Below are 21,050 nucleotides of genomic sequence, written 5' to 3'. Positions count from 1 at the left end.
AGACAGGTCAGTCGTGTTCGGCGCCGACCGGTTCGGTGTCGTCCTCCGAGGGCTTGGCACGGCGGACCACCACCGTGCTGATGCGGTTGCGGCGGCCCGCCAGGCTCTCGGCGGTGAGCATGAGCCCGGCCACCTCGGCCTGCGACCCGGCGATGGGCACCCGGCCCAGAGCGTGGGCGAGCAGCCCGCCCACGGTCTCCACGTCGTCGACCTCGATCTCCGTGTCGAACAGCTCGCCCAGCTCGTCGACCGGCATCCGGGCCGTCACCCGCATCCCGCCGTCGGACATGGGCTCGACGCGGGGCGCCTCCTGGTCGTACTCGTCGGTGATCTCGCCGACGATCTCCTCCAGCACGTCCTCGATCGTGACCAGCCCGGCGGTGCCGCCGTACTCGTCGATGACGATGGCGATGTGGATCTGGCGCGCCTGCATCTCCCGCATGAGCTGGTCGATGGGCTTGCTCTCGGGCACGTACGCGGCCGTCCGCATGATCGACTCGACCGTGTCCTCGCCTCCGCCCTCGCCGGACTCGTGGATCTTGCGGGCGATGTCCTTGAGGTAGGCGATGCCGATGACGTCGTCCTCGTTCTCGCCCACGACGGGGATGCGGGAGAACCCGCTGCGCAGCGCCAGCGACAGGGCCTGGCTGATCGACTTGCCGCGTTCGATGTGGACCATGTCGGTGCGCGGCACCATGACCTCGCGCACCAGCGTGTCACCCAGCTCGAAGACCGAGTGGATCATCTCGCGCTCGTCCGGCTCGATCACCCGGCGCTCCTCGGCCAGGTCGACCAGCTCGCGCAGCTCGGCCTCCGAGGTGAACGGCCCGTCGCGGAACCCCTTGCCGGGGGTCAGGGCGTTGCCGAGCAGGATGAGCAGCTTGGGCAGCGGGCCGAAGATGCGGGTCAGGCCGTAGACGATGGGGGCGCTGGCCAGCGCGACCGGCTCGGCGTGCTGGCGGCCCAGCGTACGCGGCATGACACCGACCACGACGTAGCTGACCACGATCATCACGACCGCGGCCCAGACGTACGCCCAGCCCTGGTCGTGCATGAGGTCGATGAACAGCAGGGTCGCGATGACCGTGGCCACCAGCTCGCAGCTCAGCCTGAGCAGCAGGAGCAGATTGAGGTAGCGGGGCGGGTCGTTGACGATGGCCTGCAGGCGCACCGCGCCCCGCCGGCCCTCACGCACGTATTCCTCGGTGCGCACCCTTGAGATGCGCGTCAGTGCCGTCTCCGCGCTGGCGATCAGGCCACCGATGATCACGAGCGCGATGGCCGACAGCAACCAGGCGTTCACCGCGGGTTGCGCACCTCCTGCCACGACTCCAGGAGCCGGGCCTGCAGGCCGAACATCTCCTTGTGCTCCTCGGGCTCGGCGTGGTCGTAGCCGAGCAGGTGGAGGATGCCGTGGGTGCACAGCAGCTCCAGCTCGTCGGCCGCGCTGTGGCCCGCCTCCTTGGCCTGCCGGGCTGCCACGTGCGGGCAGAGCACGACGTCGCCGAGGAGGGCCGGGTCGGCCGGGCTCTCGGAGTCGCCGCGCGCTCCGCCGCCGGGGCGCAGCTCGTCCATCGGGAACGCCAGCACGTCGGTCGGGCCCGGCTCGCCCATCCACTTCTCGTGGAGCTCGGCCATGGCGTCCTCGTCGACCACCACGATGGACAGCTCGGCGAGCGGGTTGATGCCCATCTCGCCGAGCACGTGAGCGGCCAGGGCGGAGAGCTTCTCCTCGTCGACCTCTACGCCGGACTCGTTGTTGATCTCGATGCTCATGGTCGCCGCTTCCCCCGGTGCTGGATGCTCTTGGGCTCCTGCGCGGCCTGCGTGGCGTCGTAACGCCCGTACGCGTCCACGATCTCGCTCACCAGCTTGTGACGGACCACGTCGGCGCTGGACAGGCGCGCGAAGTGGATGTCGGGGATGCCGTCGAGGATCTCCTGGACGACCCGCAGCCCGCTCACCGTGCCGGCGGGCAGGTCGACCTGCGTCACGTCACCGGTCACCACGATCTTGGAGTTGAACCCGAGCCGGGTGAGGAACATCTTCATCTGCTCGGCCGAGGAGTTTTGCGCCTCGTCGAGGATGATGAACGCGTCGTTGAGCGTGCGACCGCGCATGTACGCCAGCGGCGCGACCTCGATCGTGCCCGCGGCCATCAGCTTGGGGATCGAGTCGGGGTCGACCATGTCGTGCAGGGCGTCGTAGAGCGGCCGCAGGTAGGGGTCGATCTTCTCGTACAGGGTGCCGGGCAGGAAGCCCAGCCGCTCGCCGGCCTCGACGGCCGGGCGGGTCAGGATGATCCGGTTGACCCGCTTCTCCTGCAGCGCCCGCACGGCCTTGGCCATCGCGAGATAGGTCTTGCCGGTGCCGGCGGGGCCGATGCCGAACACGACCGTGTGCTTGTCGATCGCGTCGACGTAGCGCTTCTGGTTGACCGTCTTCGGCCTGATGGTGCGCCCGCGCGAGGAGAGGATGTCGAGCGACAGCACCTCGGCGGGACGGTCGGAGGTCATGCGGAGCATGGCGATGCTCCGCTCGACCGCGTCGGGGGTGAGCTCGCCGCCGCTGCGCAGGACCTCGACCAGCTCCTCGAAGAGCCGCACCACGGTGCCGCTCTCGTCGGGGCTGCCGGTGACGGTGATCTCGTTACCCCGTACGTGGATGTCGGCCCTGAAGGCACCCTCGATGACGCGTAGCAGCTCGTCGCGGGAGCCCAGGAGGCTGACCATCGGGTATTCGTCCGGAATCAGCACCTTGGCTTGAGTGCGCGAGGGAGGTGCCGTACGTCGGGATTCGTGTAGTTCGGACATGGGCAGGCCCGCGGCCTGATGCCTCCAGGTCTCTTGCGTTGTTCGTCTGAGCCCATGGTATCCGGGACCAGGCCGATTGCTCTCCCCAATATCAGCCGGGGGGCCAGGTGAGGCCGCGCCCGCCCAGGACGTGGGCGTGCACGTGGAAGACCGTCTGCCCGGCGCCGGGCCCGGTGTTGAACACCACGCGGTAGCCGCCGTCGGCCACGCCCTCCTGCACGGCCACGGCGTGGGCGGTCTTGAGCACGTCGTCGGCCAGCCCGTCGTCGGCCCTGGCGAGCTCCGCGGCGTCGCGGTGGTGCTGCTTCGGGATGACCAGCACGTGGGTCGGGGCCTGCGGGTTGACGTCGCGGAACGCCAGCGTCCTGCCGGTTTCGTAAACGATCTCGGCGGGAATCTCCTTGGCGACGATTTGACAGAAGAGGCAATCGCTCACCCGGCCACCTTATCGAGACCCCCGACGCACGGAACCCGTTGCGAATCGGTAATCAGCTGTGTCGTGCGCAGGAAGATCCACACGGTTAGGGTAAGTGTGCGACACTTCAGCAAAAAAAGAGACGATTCAGGGTCGGGCGAGCGCCACCTGGCGAGGACACGACTGGGTAATGCACCCTAAGGAACCGGGGAAACCTCAAGAACCGGAAGAGCGTAAACCCTCTGGGAAGGCCGCGCGTCCCACTGATGTGACCACCGAAACCCTTCTGGCCGACAGGTCGATGGGGGCGGTGCCGGTCGGGTGGGATGCCGACATGGCCGTGACCGCGCTCTATAGCGCGCATTTTCGGTCGTTGGTGCGTCTTGCCGTGTTGCTGGTGCGAGACATGGCAACAGCCGAGGAAGTCGTGCAGGATGCGTTCGTCGCCATCCATGGCGCCTGGCGCAGGCTGCGTGACCCCGACAAGGCACTGGCCTACCTCCGTCAATCCGTCGTCAACCGGTCCCGTTCCGTGCTGCGTCACCGCGCGGTCGTCGAGAAGTACGCTCCCAAGGGTCTGCCGGACGCCCCGAGCGCCGAGAACGGCGCGATCGGCGAGCTGGAACGCTCCGCCGTCATCGAGGCGTTACGGGCCCTGCCGACCCGACAGAGAGAAGCACTGGTTCTGCGGTACTACGGTGATCTGTCCGAAGCTGAGATAGCCCACGCGATGGGCATCAGCAAGGGCGCGGTCAAGAGCCACACCGCACGTGGCATGGCCGCCTTGCGATCCGTTCTGGAGAAAATGTCATGACCCAGCCCCCCGACGAGCACGGAGATCTCCTGCGCCGTGCGCTCCGCGCGGAGGCGGACGCGGTCGTGCCCTCGCCGGACGGACTGGAGATCATCCGCACCCGCATCGAGCGGCGCGGCGTCCGCAATCTGTTCTGGTGGCGAGCGGGCGCGGCCGCCGCCAGCGCCCTCCTGGTGGCGGGAACGATCGTGATGGCCGTTCCCAGCCTGCGCTCGCAGATCATCGACCAGCCCGCCAAGTGGGTGGACAGCGAGACGACCTCCAAGGTGCCGTCCAACTCCTCCACCACCCGCTCCCAGGAGCCGCCGCCGCCCAGGCAGCCGACCAGCCACGACCAGCACCCGGTGGGAATCCCCGAGATCCCCTCCAAGAGCCCGACGCCCCGGCCCACGAAGAGGGCCGAATCGACCAGCCGGCCCTCGCCGACCCCAACTCCCACGACGACCGAGTGCCCGTCGCCCCTGGCCGAGCAGGCCGAGCCGCCGTCCGACTGCCCCACGGTCTCGCCGACCCCGTCGCCGTCGTCGGTGGAGGAGACCCTGCAGCCCACGACGTGCCCGGCCGACGAGTGCCCGCCCGACGACATCACCGACAGTCCGACCGACGTGACCAGCCCGTTGGTGGACGCCTCTCACCCGACGCCCTGAAAGGCTCTACCAGCGTCCGGTACGCGTGAGCAGCACTGAGGCCGCCGCCACCCCTGCCGTGGACGTACGCAGCACCGTGGGCCCCAGCAGCACGGACACCGCCCCTGCCGCCCGGAACCCGGCCAGTTCGTCGTCCGAGACGCCCCCTTCGGGCCCCACGACCACCACGATGTCGCCCGACGCGGGCAGCGCCACGCCGGACAGCGGCTCGGCCGCCTCCTCGTGCAGCACCAGCCCCAACGCCGCGCCCGCCAGCAGCTTGTCGACCTGCGCGGTGGTGGCGGGCTCGGTCACCTCGGGAAGGTGGAACCTGCGGGCCTGCTTGCCCGCCTCACGAGCCGTCGAGCGCCACTTGTGCAGCCCCTTGGCGACCTTGTCGCCCTTCCACTGGGTGATGCTGCGCGAGGCGGCCCAGGGCACGATGACGTCCACGCCCGCCTCGGTCATCATCTCGACGGCCAGCTCGCCCCGGTCACCCTTGGGCAGCCCCTGGACGACGACCAGCCGCGGCCGCGGCTGGTCGACCTCGTAGCGGCGCAGCACGTCGAGCCTCAGCGCGTCCTTGAGGACCTCGCGGACGACGCACTCGGCGACCGCGCCGGCACCGTCCGTCAGATCGATCCGCTCGCCGGCCCGCAGGCGCCGCACGGAGGCCGCGTGGCGCCCCTCAGGGCCGCCGAGCGTCAGCTCGGGCCCGTCCAGCTCCTGCGACAGGAACACCGGGACGGTCACGTCACCTGCCGTTGAAGGCGTCGCGCAGCCGCGAGAAGAAGCCCTGCTGGCCGGGGGCGAACTTGCCCGGCGGCCGCTCCTCGCCCCGCTGCTTGGCCAGCTCGCGCAGCAGCTCCTCCTGCGCGGGCTCGAGGCGGGTCGGGGTCTCGACGTTGACGTGGATCAGCAGGTCGCCGCGGCCGGACTCGTTGAGCCGCTGCACGCCCCGCCCGAACATGGTGATGACCTGGCCCGACTGCGTGCCGGGGCGGACATCGACCTCCTCCGAGCCGTCGAGCGTCTCGACCGCCAGGATGGTGCCGAGCGCGGCGGCCGTCATCGGGATCTGCACGGTGCAGTGGAGGTCGTCGCCGCGCCGCTCGAAGATCTCGTGGGCACGCTCGACGATCTCGAGGAACAGGTCTCCGGGCGGGCCGCCGCCGGGGCCGACCTCGCCCTCGCCGGCGAGCTGGATGTGGGTGCCGTCCTCGACGCCCGCGGGGATGCGGACCTTGATCGTACGGCGGGTGCGCACCCGGCCGTCGCCGGAGCACTCCTGGCAGGGGTGACGGATGATGGTGCCGAAACCGCCGCATTGCGGGCAGGGCCGCGAGGTCATGACCTGGCCCAGGAACGAGCGGGTGACCTGGGAGATCTCGCCGCGCCCGTTGCACATGTCGCAGGTGTCGGGGTGGGTGCCGGGCGCCGTGCCGGCCCCGTGGCAGACCTCGCAGAGCACGGCCGTGTCGACGACCAGCTCACGCGTGGTGCCGAACGCCGTCTCGCGCAGGTCGAGCTCGACCCGGATGGTGGCGTTGCGTCCCCTGCGGGCACGCGAGCGCGGGCCCCTGGCGCCGGCCGCGGTGCCGAAGAACGCGTCCATGATGTCGCTGAAGGGGAAGCCCGCTCCGAAGCCGCCGGCGCCCGCGCCTGCTCCGGCGCCGCCGAAGGGGTCGCCACCCAGGTCGTACATCTGGCGCTTGTTCGGGTCGGACAGCACCTCGTAGGCCTGCGTGATCTCCTTGAACCGCTCCTGGGTCTCAGGATCGGGGTTCACGTCGGGATGCAGCTCGCGGGCAAGTCGGCGATAAGCCTTCTTGATCTCGTCCTGACTGGCGTCACGGCGCACCCCGAGGGTGGCGTAATAGTCGCTGTTTGCCACTTATCGACCTCTTATGATGCAGCCAGGATCTGGCTGACGTAGCGTGCCACCGCGCGCACGGCTCCCATCGTCACTGGGTAGTCCATCCTCGTGGGCCCCAACACCCCGAGCCGGGCCAGTTGGTTGTCGCCTGAACCGTATCCGGTCGCGACTATGGATGTCCCCCGCAGATAGGGGTTTTCGGAGCCGATGCGCACGGTGAGCGCGGACGGTGTGTCTGCGGATGTCTCGCCGAGCAGCCTCATGAGCACGACCTGCTCCTCCAGCGCCTCGAGCACGTCGCGCAGGCCGATCGAGAAGTCGGCGCCCGCGAGGTTGGCCGCGCCGGCGAACACGATCTTCTCGTCGTGCCGCTCGACCAGCGTCTCCAGCAGCACCGACAGGATCGTCGCCACCACCGGGCGGTCTTCGAGAGGGAGCCGCTCGGGCAGGTCGGCGACCAGCTCGGGCACGTTGCTCAGGCCGCAGCCGTCGAGGCAGGCGTTGAGGACCGCGCGCAGGTGGGCGATGCGGGTGTCCTCCACCACCTCGGGCAGCTCGATGACGCGCTGCTCGACGCGGCCGGTGTTGGTGATCAGCACGAGCATGACCCGCCGGTCGTTCAGCGGCACCAGCTCGACGTGCCTGACCGTCGAACGCGTCAGCGTCGGGTATTGCACCACCGCCACCTGCCTGGTCAGCTGCGCGAGCAGCCGGACCGTGCGGGTGACCACGTCGTCGAGGTCGACCGCACCGGCCAGGAACGTCTCGATGGCCCTGCGCTCGGCCCCGGACAGGGGCTTGACCTGCGAGAGCCGGTCGACGAACAGCCGATAGCCCTTGTCGGTCGGCACGCGGCCGGCGCTGGTGTGGGGTTGGGTGATGTAGCCCTCCTCCTCCAGCGCGGCCATGTCGTTCCTGACCGTCGCCGGGGAGACTTTCAGGTTGTGGCGCTCGGCGAGCGCCTTGGAGCCCACCGGTTCGTTGGTGGACACGTAGTCTTCGACAATGGCGCGGAGCACCGCCAGCTTCCGATCGTCGAGCACGTGCTCACCTCCTGCCTCTGACATCCGAGGAACGCAACCATCTAGCACTCTGTGTTCCTGAGTGCCAAGTGTACGGCTCTCATCCACAAGGTGCGATAACACAAGGTCGCAACCAGGCTCCTAGCTTCTTACAAGGGGCAAGTACCACACTTGCCGACATGAGCGACAACTCCCCGCCTCCGCCGTACGGGCCCCAGCCCGGCTCCCAGCCGGGTTACGGCCCTCAGCCCGGCTCCCAGCCCGGCTATGGCCCTCAGCCCGGGTCCCAGCCCGGCTACGGTCAGCCACCGCCCCAGTACGGGCCGCCGCCGCAGTACGGGCCTCCGCCTCAGTACGGCCCGCCTCCTCAGTACGGACAGTACGGCCAACAGCCCCAATTCCCCGCACGAATCGACTCGAAAGCCATCAAACCGCGACTTTGGTGGATCGGGCTCGTCTGGGGCATCGCCGTGGTCTGCACCATCGCAGGCGTCGTCCTGTTCACCACGGGCATCGTCAGCAGCGTCAGCAACATAGCCCCCACCAGGACGTTCGCGTCCGGCGAAACCGTGACGGTGCCGATCGACCCGGCGAACAAACCCGCCGTCTACCTCTCCAGCGACACCGCCGTCCACTACGAGTGCCAGATCACCAACGGAGCCAGGCTCGCCAAGACCACCGGCACGCAGACGGTCACGTCCGGGTCCGTCAAGTGGGAGCAGATCCTCGTGATCAACGCGCCCACCAGGGGCGACTACCAGCTGTCCTGCACCACCCAGGAGCAGGCCGACGTGCGTTACGGCGTGGGCCGCGAGCTGACCTCGGCCGCGGGCGGCATCGCCGGCGGGGTGATGGCGCTCATCCTGATCCCCGGGGCGGGACTGCTCATCGCCATCGCCGGCACCATCATCGTGCTGGTCCGCCGCAGCGGCGCGCGCAAGCGCCTTGCGGTCGGCGGGTGATTTGCTACGGTCCCCGTGTGTACGAGGGCGATGTGCTGGCGGGGAATTGGCGGCGGCCGGGCAAGGGCAAGATCCCGAAAGTGCCGGCCGAGCTGGACCTCGTCGTGGAGGACGCAGACAGCGGCTTCTGCGGCGCGGTGGTGGCCTGTGACAAGGAGGCCGTCACGCTCGAAGACCGGTTGGGCAAACGCCGGCTGTTCCCGCTCGCGCCCGCCGCGTTCCTGCTGGAGGGCAAGCCCGTGACGCTCGTACGCCCGTCGGCGGCCCCGGCGGGGCCCAGGCGCAGCGCTTCGGGCTCGATCGCCGTGGAGGGGCTGCGGGCGAGGGTCGCCCGGGAGAGTCGCATCTACGTGGAGGGCGTGCACGACGCCGCCCTGGTGGAGAAGATCTGGGGCCATGACCTGCGGGTCGAGGGGGTCGTGGTCGAATACCTGGAGGGCGTGGACCATCTGCCGGCCATCGTGGCGGAGTTCGGCCCGGAGCCGGAGCGCCGGCTGGGGGTGCTGGTGGACCACCTCGTGCCCGGCTCCAAGGAGAGCAGGATCGCCGCCGAGATCACCTCGCCGGACGTGCTCGTCGTGGGGCATCCGTACATCGACATCTGGCAGGCGGTCAAGCCGTCCGTGCTGCGCATTCCCGCCTGGCCCGCGGTGCCGCGCGGAGTGCCGTGGAAAGAGGGCGTCATCGCCGCCCTGGGCTGGCGGATGGAGCCCGCGGAGGCGTGGCGGCGGATCCTCGGGGCCGTCTCCACGTACACAGACCTGGAGCCGGAACTGCTCGGCCGGGTCGAGGAACTGATCGACTTCGTTACGGAGGCATCATGAGCCAGGACCCACCGCAACCGCCGCCGCCGGACGACGACGCCACCCGCTTCGTCCCCCCGTCGAGCATCCCGCCCAGCCAGGGCTCCGGCCCCCAGCAGCCGGGATACGGCCAGCAGCCCAGTGTCTACGGGCAGCAGCCCGGATCCGAGCCCCATTACGGCCAGCCGGGGTACGGGCAGCAGCCAGGATCCCAGCCCGGCTACGGCCAACCGGCGTACGGTCAACCCGGATACGGCCAGCCCGGTCCCGGCCAGCCCGGCTACGGACAACCCGGTCATGGCCAACCCGGCTACGGACAGCCCGGCTACGGCCAGCAGTCCCAGGGTTACGGCCCTCCCCCGCGCGGTTACGGCTCCGCGCCGCAGCCGCCCGGCTACGGCTACGGCGCGCCCGGCGAGCCGTACGTCCCCGGCAGGTTCGGCCCACGCCCGGGCACCGACGACACCACCATGGCGATGCTCTCGCACCTGCTCGGCCTGCTGGTCTCCTGGGTCGGCCCGCTGATCATCTACCTGATGAAGAAGGACGAGTCCCCCTACGTCAGGGATCAGGCCGCTGAGGCGCTCAACTTCCAGATCACGATGTTCATCGGCTATGTCATCTCGGGCATCCTGACGATCATCTTCATCGGCCTGCTCCTGCTGCCGGTCGTCTGGATCCTGTCCCTGATCTTCCACATCCAGGCCGCCATGGCCACCAACAAGGGCGAGCCGTACCGCTACCCGTTCGCCGTCCGCCTGATCACCTAGACCAGCAGATCCCTGATCAGCGCGTCGGCCAGCAGCCGCCCCTGCAGCGTGAGCACCATGAGGCCGGACCTGAACGGCCCGGGCTCCAGCAGGCCGCGCGCCAGCGCGCTCGCCACGGCCGGGCGCGCGTCCGGGGTCACCTCGGCCAGCGGGTAGCCGGACGAAAGCCGCAGCTCCAGCATCAGCCGCTCGGCCGCCCGGTCGTCGTCGCCGAGCACCTCGCGCGCGTGGGCGGGCGACGTGCCCGCCGCCAGCCGCTGGGCGTAGGCGGCCGGGTGCTTGACGTTCCACCAGCGGGTGCCGCCGACGTGGCTGTGGGCGCCGGGCCCGGCGGCCCACCAGTCGCCGCCGGTCCAGTAGAGCAGGTTGTGGCGGCAGCGGGCCCGGTCGGACGTGGCCCAGTTGGACACCTCGTACCAGTCGAACCCGGCCTGGGACAGCAGCTCGTCGGCGATCAGGTAGCGGTCGGCGGCCACGTCGTCGTCGGGCATGGGCAGCTCGCCGCGCCGGATCCTGGCCGCCAGTCTGGTGCCCTCCTCGACGATCAGCGAGTACGCCGACACGTGGTCGGGCCCGGCCTCGATCGCGGCGGCCAGCGAGGCCCGCCAGTCGTCGTCGGACTCGCCGGGCGTGCTGTAGATCAGGTCGAGGTTGACGTGCTCGAACCCGGCCTGCCTCGCCTCCTTGACGGCCGCCGCCGCCCTGCCGGGGGTGTGCCGGCGGTCGAGCACCTGGAGCACGTGCTCGGCCACGCTCTGCATGCCGAAGCTGATCCGGTTGAAGCCGCCCTGGCGGAGCTTGTCGAGGTAGGCCGGGTCGACGGACTCGGGGTTGGCCTCCGTGGTCACCTCGGCCCTTGCGCTCAACCCGAACTCCGAGTCGATCGCGGCCAGGATCCTGGCCAGGTCTTCCGGGGGGAGCAGCGTGGGCGTGCCACCGCCGAAGAACACCGTCTCCACCGGCAGCTCGGCCGGGCCCAGGACGCGGCGCGCGAGGCGGATCTCCTCGACGACCGTGTCCGCGTAGTCCCGGTGCGAGGCGCCGGGGCCCAGCTCGGCGGCGGTGTAGGTGTTGAAGTCGCAGTAGCCGCAGCGGGTCACGCAGAACGGCACGTGCACGTAGAAGCCGAACGGACGCTCGCCGAGGCCCCTCAGGGCGCTGTCGGGCAGCTCGCCCGAGGTGGGCACGGGATCGCCGTCAGGCAGGGTGGATGGCACCCCTTCAGTTTGCCCGTTGTTCGAGGGTGCTATCGAACTGCAACCCCTGAGAGGTTCACTGCTGCACATGGCGGGCATCGGCATCGTGGGCGCGGGAATCTCGGGGCTGACCCTCGCTCTGCGCCTCCAGCAGCTCGGCATCGAGGCCACGCTCTACAGCGAGCGGGACGCCGGTTCCCTGCGCTCGGGGCGGCTGCCCAACACGGTGGCCAGGATGGGGCACACCCTGGCGCGGGAGCGGGAGCTGGGCTGCGAGCACTACCGGGATCCCGCGTGCCTGATGGGATCCGCCAAGCTCTCGATCAAGGGGGATCCGCCGCTGGAGTTCCTGGCCGGGATCTCCGAGCCGTTCCACGCGGTCGACTTCCGGCTGCTGCTGCCCGCGTACCTGGACGACTTCACCGGCCGGGGCGGCGAGGTCGTCGTCACCGGCGCGCCGCCGGACGCGGCGCGGGTGGATCGATGGTCCCGGGAGCACGAGCTGATGGTCGTGACGGCCGGGCGGCGCTCGGTGGCGGAGCTGTTCCCGCGCGACCCGGCGCGCTCGCCGTTCGACCGGCCGCAGCGCGTCCTGACGGCCGGGTTGTACGGCGGTCTCGACCTCGGCCCCATGTTCAGCTACAACGTCTCGCCCGGGTGCGGGGAGATCCTCCGCATGCCGATGATGACCAGGCACGGCGTGGTCTCCAGCGTGCTGGTCGAGGCGGTTCCCGGCGGGCCGCTGGAGCCGCTCTCGCACCTGCCCGCGGCCGAGGTCGCCGGGGAGCTGGCCGGGCTGCTCGCCGAGCACGCGCCGCGACTGGCCGAGCGGGTGGACGGGGGCTTCGAGCTGCTGGGTGAGGACGACCTGCTGCAGGGGGCGATCACGCCGGTCGTTCGCGAGGCGGTGGCCGAGCTGCCCGGCGGGCGGATCGCGCTGGCCGTCGGCGACGCCTGGATCACCAACGACCCGCTGACCGGCCAGGGCGCGAACCTGGGTTCGGCCTGCGCCTGGATCGCGGCCGACGCCATCGCGGCGGGCGGCCCGTACGACGCCGCCTTCGGCCGCGCCACGGCGGAGCGGATGTGGGAGGCGGCGGCGCCGGTCACCGACTGGACCAACGCGTTCCTGCGGCCGCCGGCCGCGCACGTCGTGACCCTGCTGCTGGCGGCCACGAGCAGGCAGGACGTGGCGGACCTGGTCCTCGGCCTGTTCGCGAACCCGGCGTACGAGTGGGCGGTGATCTCGAACCCCGAGGAGGTGGCGCGGATCGTTGACGGCGGCGGGCCGTCGCCCTACTTTTAGGAAAGTTTCCTATAAGTGCACCCCTCGGGAGTCGCCCCGTGAAGAAGACGATCCTCCTCGCACTCTCGCTCTTACTCGGCTGTACGGCGATCTCCGCGCCGGCCGAGGCCCGCACCGGCTTCAAACGGGTCGCGTACTTCATCCAGTGGGGCGTCTACGGGCGCAACTACCACGTCAAGGACGTGGACGCCACGGGTGCCGCAGCCAAGCTCACGCACCTGAACTACGCGTTCGGGTTCGTGAACGCCGGGGGCGCCTGCTACTCGGCCGACCCGTGGGCGGACTGGCAGCGGCCCGTGCCCGCGGAGCAGAGCGTGGACGGCGTGGCCGACGCGCGCGGCCAGGCCCTGAACGGCAACCTCAACCAGCTCCGCAAGCTCAAGGCCAAGCACCCGGGGCTCAAGGTGATGATCTCGCTGGGCGGCTGGACCGGTTCCAAGTACTTCTCAGACGCGGTCCTCACCGCCGAGTCCCGCGCCGCGCTGGCCCGCTCGTGCATCGACCTGTGGCTGCGCGGCAACCTGCCGGACCTCCCCGCGGGCGCCGGAGCCGGCGTGTTCGACGGGATCGACCTGGACTGGGAGTGGCCGGGCTCCTCCGGCGCCGAGGGGAACGTCGTGCGGCCGGAGGACAGGCGGAACTTCACGCTGTTCGCGGAGGAACTGCGGGCGCAGCTCACCGCCTTCTCCTCAAACGCGCAGCTCACGGCCTTCCTCCCGGCCGCGGCCGCCAAGATCGACGCCGGGTTCGAGGTGCGGCGGGTGTTCAGGGCGCTCGACTTCGCCACCGTCCAGGGGTATGACCTGCACGGGACATGGGAGGCGCAGACCGGGCACAACGGCAACCTCCTCACCGATCGGCGGGATCCGAACCCGGTGAGGTACAGCGTGGACCAGACCGTACGCGACTACCTGTCCCGCGGGGCGCCCGGCCGCAAGATCGTGGTCGGCGTACCCGCGTACGGGCAGGGCTGGACGGGGGTCACCGGCGGCGGCGACGGCCTCTACAAGCCGGCCGCCGGCCCCGCCGCCGGGAAGTGGGGACCCGGGACGGAGGACTACAAGGACCTGGTCACCAAGCCCGGCAAGCGTTACCGGGACCTGCGGACCGGGACGCTGTGGCTGTATGACGGGAACGAGTTCTGGTCGTACGACGATCCGGCGGTGCTGCTGCAGAAGGCGGCGTACATCCGCCTCAAGGGGCTGGGCGGCTCGATGATGTGGTCCATCGACCAAGACGACACCCACGCCTCCCTCACCTCAGCCCTGTACTCAATCCTCCACTGACCCCCACCCCAAATGGGCGGGTTAGGAGGCGGATGGGCAGCCTCGGACGGCTGCCCATCCAAGTGGGCTGGGCGGTTGGCCCGGACGGCGGGCCGGACGGCGGGCCGAACGGGCAGGCCGAACGGGCGGGCCGAACGGGCGGGCCGAACGCCCGAATAGGCGGTTGCCCCAACGAGCGGGTGCCCCAATGAGCGAGCGGCCCGGCGGATGGGCGGCCCGACGGGCGAGTGGGTGGGTTGGTCGGTGGGAAGGTCGGGTGGTTAGGCTGCCTGACCGCCGTCCAACCAACCCGCCCGCCCACCGCTCGACCACTTGGATGGGCCGGACGAGCCGACCGGACGGACGGACCGGACGGACGAGCAGGCCGAACGAGCAGGCCGAACGAGCAGGCCGAACGAGCAGGCCGAACGGGCAGGCCGGACGGGCAGGCCGGACGGGCTAAGATCGTTGGCCGCTGAAAAGACGCTCGGCCATGCGGTCCCACTCGGCGTCGTGCCCGGGAACGGCCAGGATGCGGCGCAGCGCCTCCTCGTCCCCGTGCCGAGCCCGGAACCAGTCCCCCACCGTCACCCCGATCTCGGGCCGCGAGACGACCTCCACCTCGTCCCCCACGCCAAGCTCCCCGAGTGAGACCACCCGCAGGTAGGCCCCGGGCCGCCCCGCCGCCGTGAACCGCTTGACCCACCCCGGCTCGTCCATCCAGTTGCGGAACACCACGCACGGAATCCGGGGCCCGCTCACCTCCAGCAAGGCGCTGCCCACCCGCCACCGCTCGCCGATCACAGCCCCCGTGACGTCGAGGCCGGACATGGTGAGGTTCTCGCCGAACTGCCCGTTACGCAGTTCCCGCCCGAGCTCCCCCTCCCACCAGTCATAGTCCTCTCTTGCGTACGAGTAGACGGCTTGGTCGGGCGAGCCGTGGTGCTTCCTGTCGGCCCGCTCGTCACCCGCGAGCCCGTTGGCCAGTACGGCCACCCGGTGCGTGACCGCCCGCTTGTCGATCGCCGTACGCCCCAGCTTCCCCGCCCACTCAGCCTCGACCGATCGGCCCACATTTACGGAGATAACGCCCATGCTTGGACGGTAACCGAGAGCCTGCTCCCCCAGCGACCCGATTACCTCTCACCTCGATCTCCACCCCAGGGTGGAGATCCGCGCACTCAACCCTCGGGCCGATCCGGTACGCCGTGCCGATCCCTACCGTCAAACCCGTGGAACCCATACTGATCTCTCTCCTCGTCCCTCTCGCCGTGGTGTTCGTGGTCTACCGCCAGATGCAGACCCGTCCCACCGCCAAGCGGGGCATCCTCTACACCGCCGCCTTCATGGTCATCGTCGGCATCGCATCAGGCGGGATCATCGATCCCCGACAGCTCGCACTCAGCATCGGCCTGGCCCTGGTGGAGGCCGTCGTCGCCGTCGTCCTGGGCGTGTGGCGGGGGACAACCGTACGGGTATGGCTGGACGACTCCGGCGTCTCCTGGTCGAAGGCCACGGCCTGGACCATGCTGGTGTGGCTGGCCTCGGTCGCCATCCGCGTCGGCCTGTACTTCACCGGCGGCGCCCTCGGCCTCGACCTCTCCAGCGGCGGGATCATGCTGTTCCTCGGCCTCACCATCGGCGCCCAGTCGTACGTCGTCGCCCGTAGAGGGCGTGCGCTTTCGAGCATGGGCAGGCGACCGGATACCGTCGTGGGGTGATGCGTGCGCCGTACGGAATCGCCTTCGCGCTGCAGCTCGGGGTGATCGCGCTGCTGATCGCGGCCCAGATGGGAGCAACCCCCGCGCCGGGCCTGACCGGCATCGGACTGGCGGTCACCCTTTTGACCGCCGGACTGGGCCTCACCCTGCTCACCACCCTGTTCCTGTCACTACGCGACCGCCACACCCGCCGAGAGGCCCCACGGGAAGACTCATGGTCGGCCCTGACGGAAGCCCGACGGGAGGTCCCGCTGGAGACCCACCGGGAGGCCCTGCGGGAAGTCTCACGGGCGGCCCGGCAGGAGGGCCGACTGGAGGCGCGGCCCGAGGGCCAGCGGAAGGTCCGGCAGGAGAGGCGGCCCGAGGGCGCGGAGGTCCGGTCCGAAGGCCAGTGGGAGGTCCGGCGGGCAGGAGGCTCGCCGACGCAGCCGTCAGCGCCGGCCAGCCCATCGCAGCCAGAAGCGCCGGTGCCGGTGCCGGGCAGCCCACCAGAGCCATCCGCGCCAGACAGCCCGACGGACCCAGGAGCACCGGCACCCGGCAGCCCGCCACCATCGAGGCCAACAGCACCCGACAATCCGATGCCGTCGGGGTCGCCGACGCCCAACGGCCCGATGTCCTTAGGACCGCCTGGGTCAAGCAGGCTGAGGATGCCGGGTGGTGGCCTGGTGGGGGCCGAAGCGGAGGCGGGGTCAGGGTTGAGGGCGGGGCCGGGGTTGGGCGCGAGGTCAGGGTTGGGGGACTTGCGGGCCTTGCGGGTTTTCGGGGTGCCTGTCGCGCTGATCGCAGTCGCCCTTGCCGTGGTCCTCTCCATCGCCCTCAGCACCCTGACCGACGGCGGCGCCGCGATCGGGGCTCTGCTCATCTGCGTCAGCCTGGCCGTCACCCGCTTCACCCTGCGCCAGGCGCTGCCCATCGGCCTGCTGGCCGTCGGGGGCCTGGTCGTGGCGGGTGTGATCGTCGGCAACCCGGCCCGGGACCTCCCCCTCATCCTCAGCACCTGCCTGATCTTCCTGATCTCGTACGCGGCCAGACAGCGCAAGGCCACCAGGGCCGCCGAGGCGCGAGAGGCCGTGCTCGCGGAACGGGCCAGGATCGCCAGGGAGATCCACGACATCCTCGCCCACTCCCTCTCGGCCCAGCTCGTCCATCTGGAGGGCGCCAAGTTGCTGCTGCGCGCGGAGCGCACGGCCGAAGCGCTCGACCGGGTCACCCGGGCCCGCGACCTGGCCAAGTCGGGGCTCGATGAGGCCAGGCGCGCGGTGCAGGCGCTGCGCGAGGACCCGCCCGCGCTCCCCGTGGCGCTGCGCACGCTGGCGGACGACTTCGAGGGCGCCGCCCACCAGGCCTGCACGCTGCGCGTCTCCGGCCCCGAGCACCGCCTGTCACCCGAGACGGAGCTCGCCCTGGTGCGCACCGCCCAGGAAGCCCTCACGAACGTACGCCGCCACGCCCCCGGCAGCCCGGCCACGGTCGAGCTCGACTTCGACCGGCTCTGGTGCGAGCTGCGCATCACCAACCCGGCCTCCACCGAGAAGGGCTCGCCCGGGGGCGGCTACGGCCTCGTGGGCATGCGCGAACGGGCCGAACTGCTCGGCGGGACACTGTCGGCAGGCGAACACGACGGCGGCTTCCAGGTGCGCCTGAAGGTGCCGGCATGACCGGGGGTGCCCGGATGACCAGGGTCATCGTGGTGGACGACCAGGCCGTGGTGCGCGAGGGCCTGGTGCTGCTGCTCGGGCTGCTGCCGGACATCGAGGTGGTCGGCTCGGCCGGCGACGGCGAGGCGGCGCTGCGGCTGGTCGAGGAACGGCGGCCCGACGTGGTGCTCATGGACCTGCGCATGCCGCGCATGGACGGCGTGGAGGCCACCGGCCGCATCCGCGCCGGGTTTCCGGACACCCAGGTCGTGGTGCTCACCACGTACTCCGACGACGAGTCCGTCTTCGCGGCGCTGCGAGCGGGCGCGCGCGGCTTCCTCACCAAGGACGCGGACGCCGACGACATCGCCAGGGCCGTCGCCACGGTGAAGCGCGGCGACGCCCAACTCGACCCCACCGTCCAGCGCCGCCTCCTGGACACCATGTCGGCGCCCACGAGGCAGACCCCGGCCACAACCGGAACCATCCCTCCTCCTGGAATCGTCCGTGACGGGCTCCCCGACGGGCTGACCCCGCGCGAGGGCGAGGTGCTGGCTCTCATCGCCGACGGCCTCTCGAACACCGAGATCGCCGGCCGCCTCTACATCTCGGAGGCCACCGTCAAGACCCACATCAACAACCTCTTCGCCAAGGCGGGCCTGCGGGACCGAGCCCAGGCCGTCTCCTACGCCTTCCGGCACGGGGTGGCGCGCCCGCAGTGAGCCCGGCCGATCAGGCGCGCCTGATCTGGGACTCGCCGTCGAACCCGGCCAGTTGTAACAACGTCTCCAACGCCGCCTGCCTGGTCTCCTCGACCGAGTCACCCCGTTCGCCGAAACACTCCGCCGCCACGTCGAGCAGCGCCGCCACCACGACCGCGTCGGGATAGGGCACGTCGACGAGCACGGTGCCGTCGCCTCCCTCCTCCCCCGAAACCAGGTGGAGCCTCAGCAGCCGTCGAGCCTCCTCAGCCACAGCCACCCCCAACACGGCGGCACGCTCGAATCGCTCAGAAGCAATCACGTCACCCTCCAGTCGCACAGGTGTTCGGAATAGAAGGTAGGCGATGGCACCGACAGAAAATCGTCGCGATCGCCTGTGCGATCGGCTGGCTAGGCTCGAATCCGTGTACGACTCGATCATCAGCGTTCACGGCCTCACGGTCGAACTCGGCGGCAACCCCGTGCTGCGAGACATGGAGCTGACCGTGTCACCGGGCGAGATCGTGGCGGTCGTCGGCCCGAACGGGAGCGGCAAGTCGACCCTGCTGCGCTGCCTGGCCGGGCTCCAGCCCGCGACCTCCGGCGAGGTCAGGGTGTTCGGGGAGCCGCCGGCCGACGACGCCGCCTTCTGGCGCCGGGTGGCGATGCTCGGCGACGAGCCCTCCTGGTATCCGGGGCTCACCGCCCGCGAGCACCTGGAGCTCATGGGAGCCGTGCACGCCGAGGCCCGCATGGAGGTGGAGGCGGCGCTGGAGGTGTTCGCGCTGGTGGAGCGGGCGGACGCGCCGCCGCTGAACCTGTCCACCGGGCAGCGCCAGCGCCTCTCCCTGGCCTCCGCGCTGCTCAGGCCGAGCACGTTGCTGCTGCTCGACGAGCCGGAACGCGGCCTGGACGCCGGTTTCCGGGCCCGGCTGGCCGATCTGCTCGAGGAGTACGCGGACGAGGGAGGCACCGTGGTGATGGCCACGCATGATCACGACCTGGCCGGGCGCGCCCGCCAGGTCTCACCGTCAGGGGTGGACGCGTGAGCGGAGCCGAGGCGCCTCCTGGGGGCGGACGCATGAGCGGAGCCGACGTACCCCCTTGGGGTGGACGCGTGAGCGAGGCCGCAGGCAGTGTGCGGGTGGTGCGGGCGTATCTCCGCTCGCGTGGCCCGGCCCGCGGTGGCCTGCTCGATCGGTACGTCGCCGGGTTCGGGCTGGCGATGCTCGCCGCCGTGCTCGGCCACCCGCTCACCACCGTGCTCCAAGGGCTGGCCGGAACGGCTGATCCCGCCCGCGTGAGCGCGGGAGCGGCCCTGCTCGCGCTGGCGCTGGCCGGTTTCCTGGCCGCGGCCCGCGCGGCGGGACCCGTGATGCTGTCCGCCGCCGACGCCTCCTGGCTGCTGCCCTCGCCGCTGAACCGGCGGCACCTGCTCGGACGCACCGCCCGGGTGCTGTTCACGGTGGCGGTGGCGGCCGGGCTGCTGCTCGGGCTGGGGCTGGTCGCCGTGCTGGGCGCCCCTGACCAGCTCGTGTGGCGCCTGCTCGGCGCCATGGTGCTGGGCGTCTCGGCGACCGCGGGCGGGATGGCCCTGGCGGTGCTCGGTCAGGCGTCCCAGTCGTGGCAGGTCTGGCTGACGTCCGCGACGGTCGCGCTGCTGGTGGCCGCCGTCGTGACCGTCAGCGGGCAGCTGCGCACGGTGCTCGCCGTCGCCGCGAGCGCTCCCTTGTCGGCGGTGGCCGTCACCGCGGCCGTCGCGGCGGCCTCCTCCGCCCTGCTGGTACGCCACGCGTGGACGTCACTCGACCGGATCCCCACCCGTACCCTCGTCACCGCCTCGACCCGGGCGGGACGCGTCGCGAACGCGGCCGTCGGCCTCGACCCCGATGCGCTCACCTGGATAGCGGAGGACAACCACTGGCGGGCCAGGAAGCTCAGCTCGCGGCGGTGGCCGGCGCTGCCCGCGCCTTTCGCGCTGGCCTGGCACGACTGGCGCCGGGTGGGCCGCAGGCCGGGGCGGCTGGGGGCCATGTTCGCGATGTCCGCGTTGCCCGCCGTGCTGGCGCAGGCGGGCGGCGCTCCGGTGGCGCTCGGGGCGGCCGTGCTGGCGGGTTCGCTGGCCGTGGCGGCGGTGAGCGTGTCGGGGGCGCGCAGGGACGGCGACAATCCGGCCCTGTCCAGGCTGCTCGGCGTTGACCGCCGCCAGGCGCTCGCGGCCCGCGCGGTGCTGCCCATGCTGCTGGGCGGCGCGTGGGCGACCCTGGGGCTGGCCGCCCTGAGCGCGGGCGGCGCGCTGCCGGGGGCGTGGTGGCTGTTCGGGCCGCCGGCGGCCCCCGCACTGGCCGCGGCCGCGCTGCGGATGGCCAGGAGGAGTCCGGTCGACCACTCCATGCCGATCATCGACACCCCGGGCGGCGCGATCCCGACCGGGCCGCTGCGCTGGGCCCTCACCGGGGCGGACCTGGCCGTGCTCGGGTGCCTGCCCGCCGTTGCCGCGCTGCTGTCCCCGCCGGGCCCGCTGGGCGGCTTCCTGGCGGCTCAGGCCGTCGCGGGCGCTCTGGTGCTGGTGGGGTACGTGGCCCGCAACCGCGGGTAGGGCGCTCAGGCCACGTACACGACGCTCTCGACGCCCCCGTACGGGATCGTCCGGTCCCTGCGCATGCCCGCCCGCTCCGCCACCTTCAGCGACGCCAGGTTGTCGGGCCGGATGACCGCGACGACGGTCCCGAGCCCTTTGCCGACCCGCAGCGCCGCCTCCACGAGCTCTCCCGCGTACCCGTGGCCCCAGGCGGACGGCCGGAACCGGTAGTAAAGGTTCAGCACCTCGTCCCCGCCGACGATCGCGCGGCGCAGCCCCCCGAACCCGATCACCTCCGACCCGCCGATCGCCCGCGCGGCCCAGTAGCCGATGCCGCGCTCGGCCCAGTCGGCGAGCCACAGGTCCAGCATGGCGCGGCTGGACACCAGGTCAACGCTGGGCCCTCCGGGGTTGTACACGTTGGTACGGGGGTCGGAGTGAAGCTCATGGACAGCGGTCAGATCGTCGAGCGTGACCCGCGAAAGGACCATGCGCGCGGTTTGCACCACTTCCATGCTTTCAGGGTAGTCGCCTACCCC

At 71.1% G+C, this 21,050-nt stretch carries 23 protein-coding genes; 12 read left to right on the top strand and 11 right to left on the bottom strand.

The window, feature by feature from the left end:
• Positions 1-7: 7 nt before the first annotated feature.
• From ACIHFD_RS13200 to ACIHFD_RS13185, 4 genes are all read right to left on the bottom strand, one after another.
• Complete coding sequence (locus ACIHFD_RS13200) at positions 8-1,303, bottom strand: hemolysin family protein (protein WP_355201846.1); 1,296 nt, start codon at positions 1,301-1,303, stop codon at positions 8-10.
• Positions 1,300-1,776, bottom strand: coding sequence for an rRNA maturation RNase YbeY (gene ybeY / locus ACIHFD_RS13195; protein WP_397367031.1), 477 nt, complete (start codon positions 1,774-1,776; stop codon positions 1,300-1,302). Before ybeY ends, ACIHFD_RS13200 begins: the two co-directional genes overlap by 4 nt.
• The gene (locus ACIHFD_RS13190) at positions 1,773-2,813 is read right to left on the bottom strand and encodes a PhoH family protein (protein WP_185071921.1); all 1,041 of its coding nucleotides are present in this window, start codon (positions 2,811-2,813) and stop codon (positions 1,773-1,775) included. Before ACIHFD_RS13190 ends, ybeY begins: the two co-directional genes overlap by 4 nt.
• Positions 2,814-2,904: 91 nt before the next feature.
• Positions 2,905-3,249: a histidine triad nucleotide-binding protein gene (locus ACIHFD_RS13185; protein WP_363967462.1), complete on the bottom strand. Its 345-nt coding sequence runs from the start codon at positions 3,247-3,249 to the stop codon at positions 2,905-2,907.
• A gap of 280 nt (positions 3,250-3,529) precedes the next feature.
• Between ACIHFD_RS13185 and ACIHFD_RS13180 the strand changes: the two genes are divergently transcribed.
• Together ACIHFD_RS13180 and ACIHFD_RS13175 are read left to right on the top strand one after the other, a co-directional pair.
• Positions 3,530-4,042, top strand: coding sequence for a SigE family RNA polymerase sigma factor (locus tag ACIHFD_RS13180; protein WP_049573205.1), 513 nt, complete (start codon positions 3,530-3,532; stop codon positions 4,040-4,042).
• Complete coding sequence (locus tag ACIHFD_RS13175) at positions 4,039-4,689, top strand: hypothetical protein (RefSeq protein ID WP_397367029.1); 651 nt, start codon at positions 4,039-4,041, stop codon at positions 4,687-4,689. Before ACIHFD_RS13180 ends, ACIHFD_RS13175 begins: the two co-directional genes overlap by 4 nt.
• A 6-nt stretch (positions 4,690-4,695) precedes the next feature.
• Here the strand turns inward: ACIHFD_RS13175 and ACIHFD_RS13170 are convergent, their stop codons facing one another.
• Genes ACIHFD_RS13170 through hrcA form a run of 3 tightly spaced genes read right to left on the bottom strand, consistent with a single transcriptional unit; the run spans position 4,696 to position 7,587 of the window.
• The gene (locus ACIHFD_RS13170; RefSeq protein WP_397367028.1) at positions 4,696-5,421 is read right to left on the bottom strand and encodes a 16S rRNA (uracil(1498)-N(3))-methyltransferase; all 726 of its coding nucleotides are present in this window, start codon (positions 5,419-5,421) and stop codon (positions 4,696-4,698) included.
• Position 5,422: 1 nt separating this feature from the next.
• Positions 5,423-6,562 (bottom strand): molecular chaperone DnaJ, encoded by a 1,140-nt coding sequence (gene dnaJ / locus ACIHFD_RS13165; RefSeq protein WP_350724929.1) that lies wholly within the window; start codon positions 6,560-6,562, stop codon positions 5,423-5,425.
• 11 nt (positions 6,563-6,573) lie between these two features.
• Positions 6,574-7,587 carry a heat-inducible transcriptional repressor HrcA gene (gene hrcA / locus ACIHFD_RS13160; RefSeq protein WP_350724927.1) on the bottom strand — a complete coding sequence of 338 codons (1,014 nt, stop codon included), beginning with the start codon at positions 7,585-7,587 and terminating at the stop codon, positions 6,574-6,576.
• Between the two features lie 158 nt (positions 7,588-7,745).
• Between hrcA and ACIHFD_RS13155 the strand changes: the two genes are divergently transcribed.
• From ACIHFD_RS13155 to ACIHFD_RS13145, 3 genes are read left to right on the top strand one after another with little or no spacing between them, the layout of a single operon-like run.
• Positions 7,746-8,528, top strand: a complete 783-nt coding sequence (locus tag ACIHFD_RS13155) for a hypothetical protein (RefSeq protein WP_397367027.1) — start codon at positions 7,746-7,748, stop codon at positions 8,526-8,528.
• Between the two features lie 17 nt (positions 8,529-8,545).
• Positions 8,546-9,352, top strand: coding sequence for a DUF3097 domain-containing protein (locus ACIHFD_RS13150; protein WP_397367026.1), 807 nt, complete (start codon positions 8,546-8,548; stop codon positions 9,350-9,352).
• The gene (locus ACIHFD_RS13145) at positions 9,349-10,101 is read left to right on the top strand and encodes a DUF4870 domain-containing protein (RefSeq protein WP_397367024.1); all 753 of its coding nucleotides are present in this window, start codon (positions 9,349-9,351) and stop codon (positions 10,099-10,101) included. The genes ACIHFD_RS13150 and ACIHFD_RS13145 overlap by 4 nt, the downstream gene beginning before the upstream one ends.
• On the opposite strand, the gene hemW is transcribed toward ACIHFD_RS13145, so the two are convergent.
• Positions 10,098-11,318 carry a radical SAM family heme chaperone HemW gene (hemW, locus tag ACIHFD_RS13140; protein ID WP_397367022.1) on the bottom strand — a complete coding sequence of 407 codons (1,221 nt, stop codon included), beginning with the start codon at positions 11,316-11,318 and terminating at the stop codon, positions 10,098-10,100. The genes ACIHFD_RS13145 and hemW overlap by 4 nt on opposite strands.
• A gap of 67 nt (positions 11,319-11,385) precedes the next feature.
• Between hemW and ACIHFD_RS13135 the strand changes: the two genes are divergently transcribed.
• Positions 11,386-12,603, top strand: a complete 1,218-nt coding sequence (locus ACIHFD_RS13135; RefSeq protein ID WP_397367021.1) for a styrene monooxygenase/indole monooxygenase family protein — start codon at positions 11,386-11,388, stop codon at positions 12,601-12,603.
• 38 nt (positions 12,604-12,641) lie between these two features.
• Positions 12,642-13,889, top strand: a complete 1,248-nt coding sequence (locus tag ACIHFD_RS13130; RefSeq protein ID WP_397367020.1) for a glycoside hydrolase family 18 protein — start codon at positions 12,642-12,644, stop codon at positions 13,887-13,889.
• Between the two features lie 438 nt (positions 13,890-14,327).
• Here ACIHFD_RS13130 and ACIHFD_RS13125 read toward each other — a convergent pair whose 3' ends face one another.
• A complete protein-coding gene (locus ACIHFD_RS13125) occupies positions 14,328-14,963 on the bottom strand; it encodes an MOSC domain-containing protein (protein WP_397367019.1) in 636 nt (211 codons plus the stop codon).
• Positions 14,964-15,100: 137 nt separating this feature from the next.
• Here ACIHFD_RS13125 and ACIHFD_RS13120 point away from each other — a divergent pair, with 137 nt between their 5' ends.
• From ACIHFD_RS13120 to ACIHFD_RS13110, 3 genes are all read left to right on the top strand, one after another.
• Complete coding sequence (locus ACIHFD_RS13120) at positions 15,101-15,589, top strand: hypothetical protein (protein WP_397367018.1); 489 nt, start codon at positions 15,101-15,103, stop codon at positions 15,587-15,589.
• A gap of 767 nt (positions 15,590-16,356) precedes the next feature.
• Positions 16,357-17,250 (top strand): sensor histidine kinase, encoded by an 894-nt coding sequence (locus ACIHFD_RS13115; RefSeq protein WP_397367017.1) that lies wholly within the window; start codon positions 16,357-16,359, stop codon positions 17,248-17,250.
• Complete coding sequence (locus tag ACIHFD_RS13110; RefSeq protein ID WP_397367016.1) at positions 17,247-17,951, top strand: response regulator; 705 nt, start codon at positions 17,247-17,249, stop codon at positions 17,949-17,951. Before ACIHFD_RS13115 ends, ACIHFD_RS13110 begins: the two co-directional genes overlap by 4 nt.
• A 10-nt stretch (positions 17,952-17,961) precedes the next feature.
• On the opposite strand, the gene ACIHFD_RS13105 is transcribed toward ACIHFD_RS13110, so the two are convergent.
• The gene (locus tag ACIHFD_RS13105) at positions 17,962-18,204 is read right to left on the bottom strand and encodes a hypothetical protein (protein WP_397367015.1); all 243 of its coding nucleotides are present in this window, start codon (positions 18,202-18,204) and stop codon (positions 17,962-17,964) included.
• Positions 18,205-18,355: 151 nt separating this feature from the next.
• Between ACIHFD_RS13105 and ccmA the strand changes: the two genes are divergently transcribed.
• The gene (ccmA, locus tag ACIHFD_RS13100) at positions 18,356-18,979 is read left to right on the top strand and encodes a heme ABC exporter ATP-binding protein CcmA (protein WP_397367014.1); all 624 of its coding nucleotides are present in this window, start codon (positions 18,356-18,358) and stop codon (positions 18,977-18,979) included.
• A gap of 68 nt (positions 18,980-19,047) precedes the next feature.
• Positions 19,048-20,529, top strand: a complete 1,482-nt coding sequence (locus tag ACIHFD_RS13095; RefSeq protein WP_397367013.1) for a DUF6297 family protein — start codon at positions 19,048-19,050, stop codon at positions 20,527-20,529.
• 5 nt (positions 20,530-20,534) lie between these two features.
• Here the strand turns inward: ACIHFD_RS13095 and ACIHFD_RS13090 are convergent, their stop codons facing one another.
• A complete protein-coding gene (locus tag ACIHFD_RS13090) occupies positions 20,535-21,026 on the bottom strand; it encodes a GNAT family N-acetyltransferase (protein WP_397367012.1) in 492 nt (163 codons plus the stop codon).
• Positions 21,027-21,050 lie beyond the last annotated feature (24 nt).

This window comes from Nonomuraea sp. NPDC051941, assembly GCF_044593615.1.
Note: the sequence above shows the minus strand (reverse complement) of the source record. Positions and strands in the feature narration are given on the sequence as shown.

Coding starts and splice junctions, on each gene's coding strand:
- ACIHFD_RS13145 (WP_397367024.1), top strand. CDS start 9,349: ATGAGCCAGGACCCACCGCAACCGCCGCCGCCGGACGACGACGCCACC.
- ACIHFD_RS13155 (WP_397367027.1), top strand. CDS start 7,746: ATGAGCGACAACTCCCCGCCTCCGCCGTACGGGCCCCAGCCCGGCTCC.
- ACIHFD_RS13090 (WP_397367012.1), bottom strand. CDS start 21,026: ATGGAAGTGGTGCAAACCGCGCGCATGGTCCTTTCGCGGGTCACGCTC.
- ACIHFD_RS13175 (WP_397367029.1), top strand. CDS start 4,039: ATGACCCAGCCCCCCGACGAGCACGGAGATCTCCTGCGCCGTGCGCTC.
- ACIHFD_RS13180 (WP_049573205.1), top strand. CDS start 3,530: ATGGGGGCGGTGCCGGTCGGGTGGGATGCCGACATGGCCGTGACCGCG.
- ACIHFD_RS13135 (WP_397367021.1), top strand. CDS start 11,386: ATGGCGGGCATCGGCATCGTGGGCGCGGGAATCTCGGGGCTGACCCTC.
- ACIHFD_RS13110 (WP_397367016.1), top strand. CDS start 17,247: ATGACCGGGGGTGCCCGGATGACCAGGGTCATCGTGGTGGACGACCAG.
- ACIHFD_RS13125 (WP_397367019.1), bottom strand. CDS start 14,963: ATGGGCGTTATCTCCGTAAATGTGGGCCGATCGGTCGAGGCTGAGTGG.
- ACIHFD_RS13190 (WP_185071921.1), bottom strand. CDS start 2,813: ATGTCCGAACTACACGAATCCCGACGTACGGCACCTCCCTCGCGCACT.
- ybeY (WP_397367031.1), bottom strand. CDS start 1,776: ATGAGCATCGAGATCAACAACGAGTCCGGCGTAGAGGTCGACGAGGAG.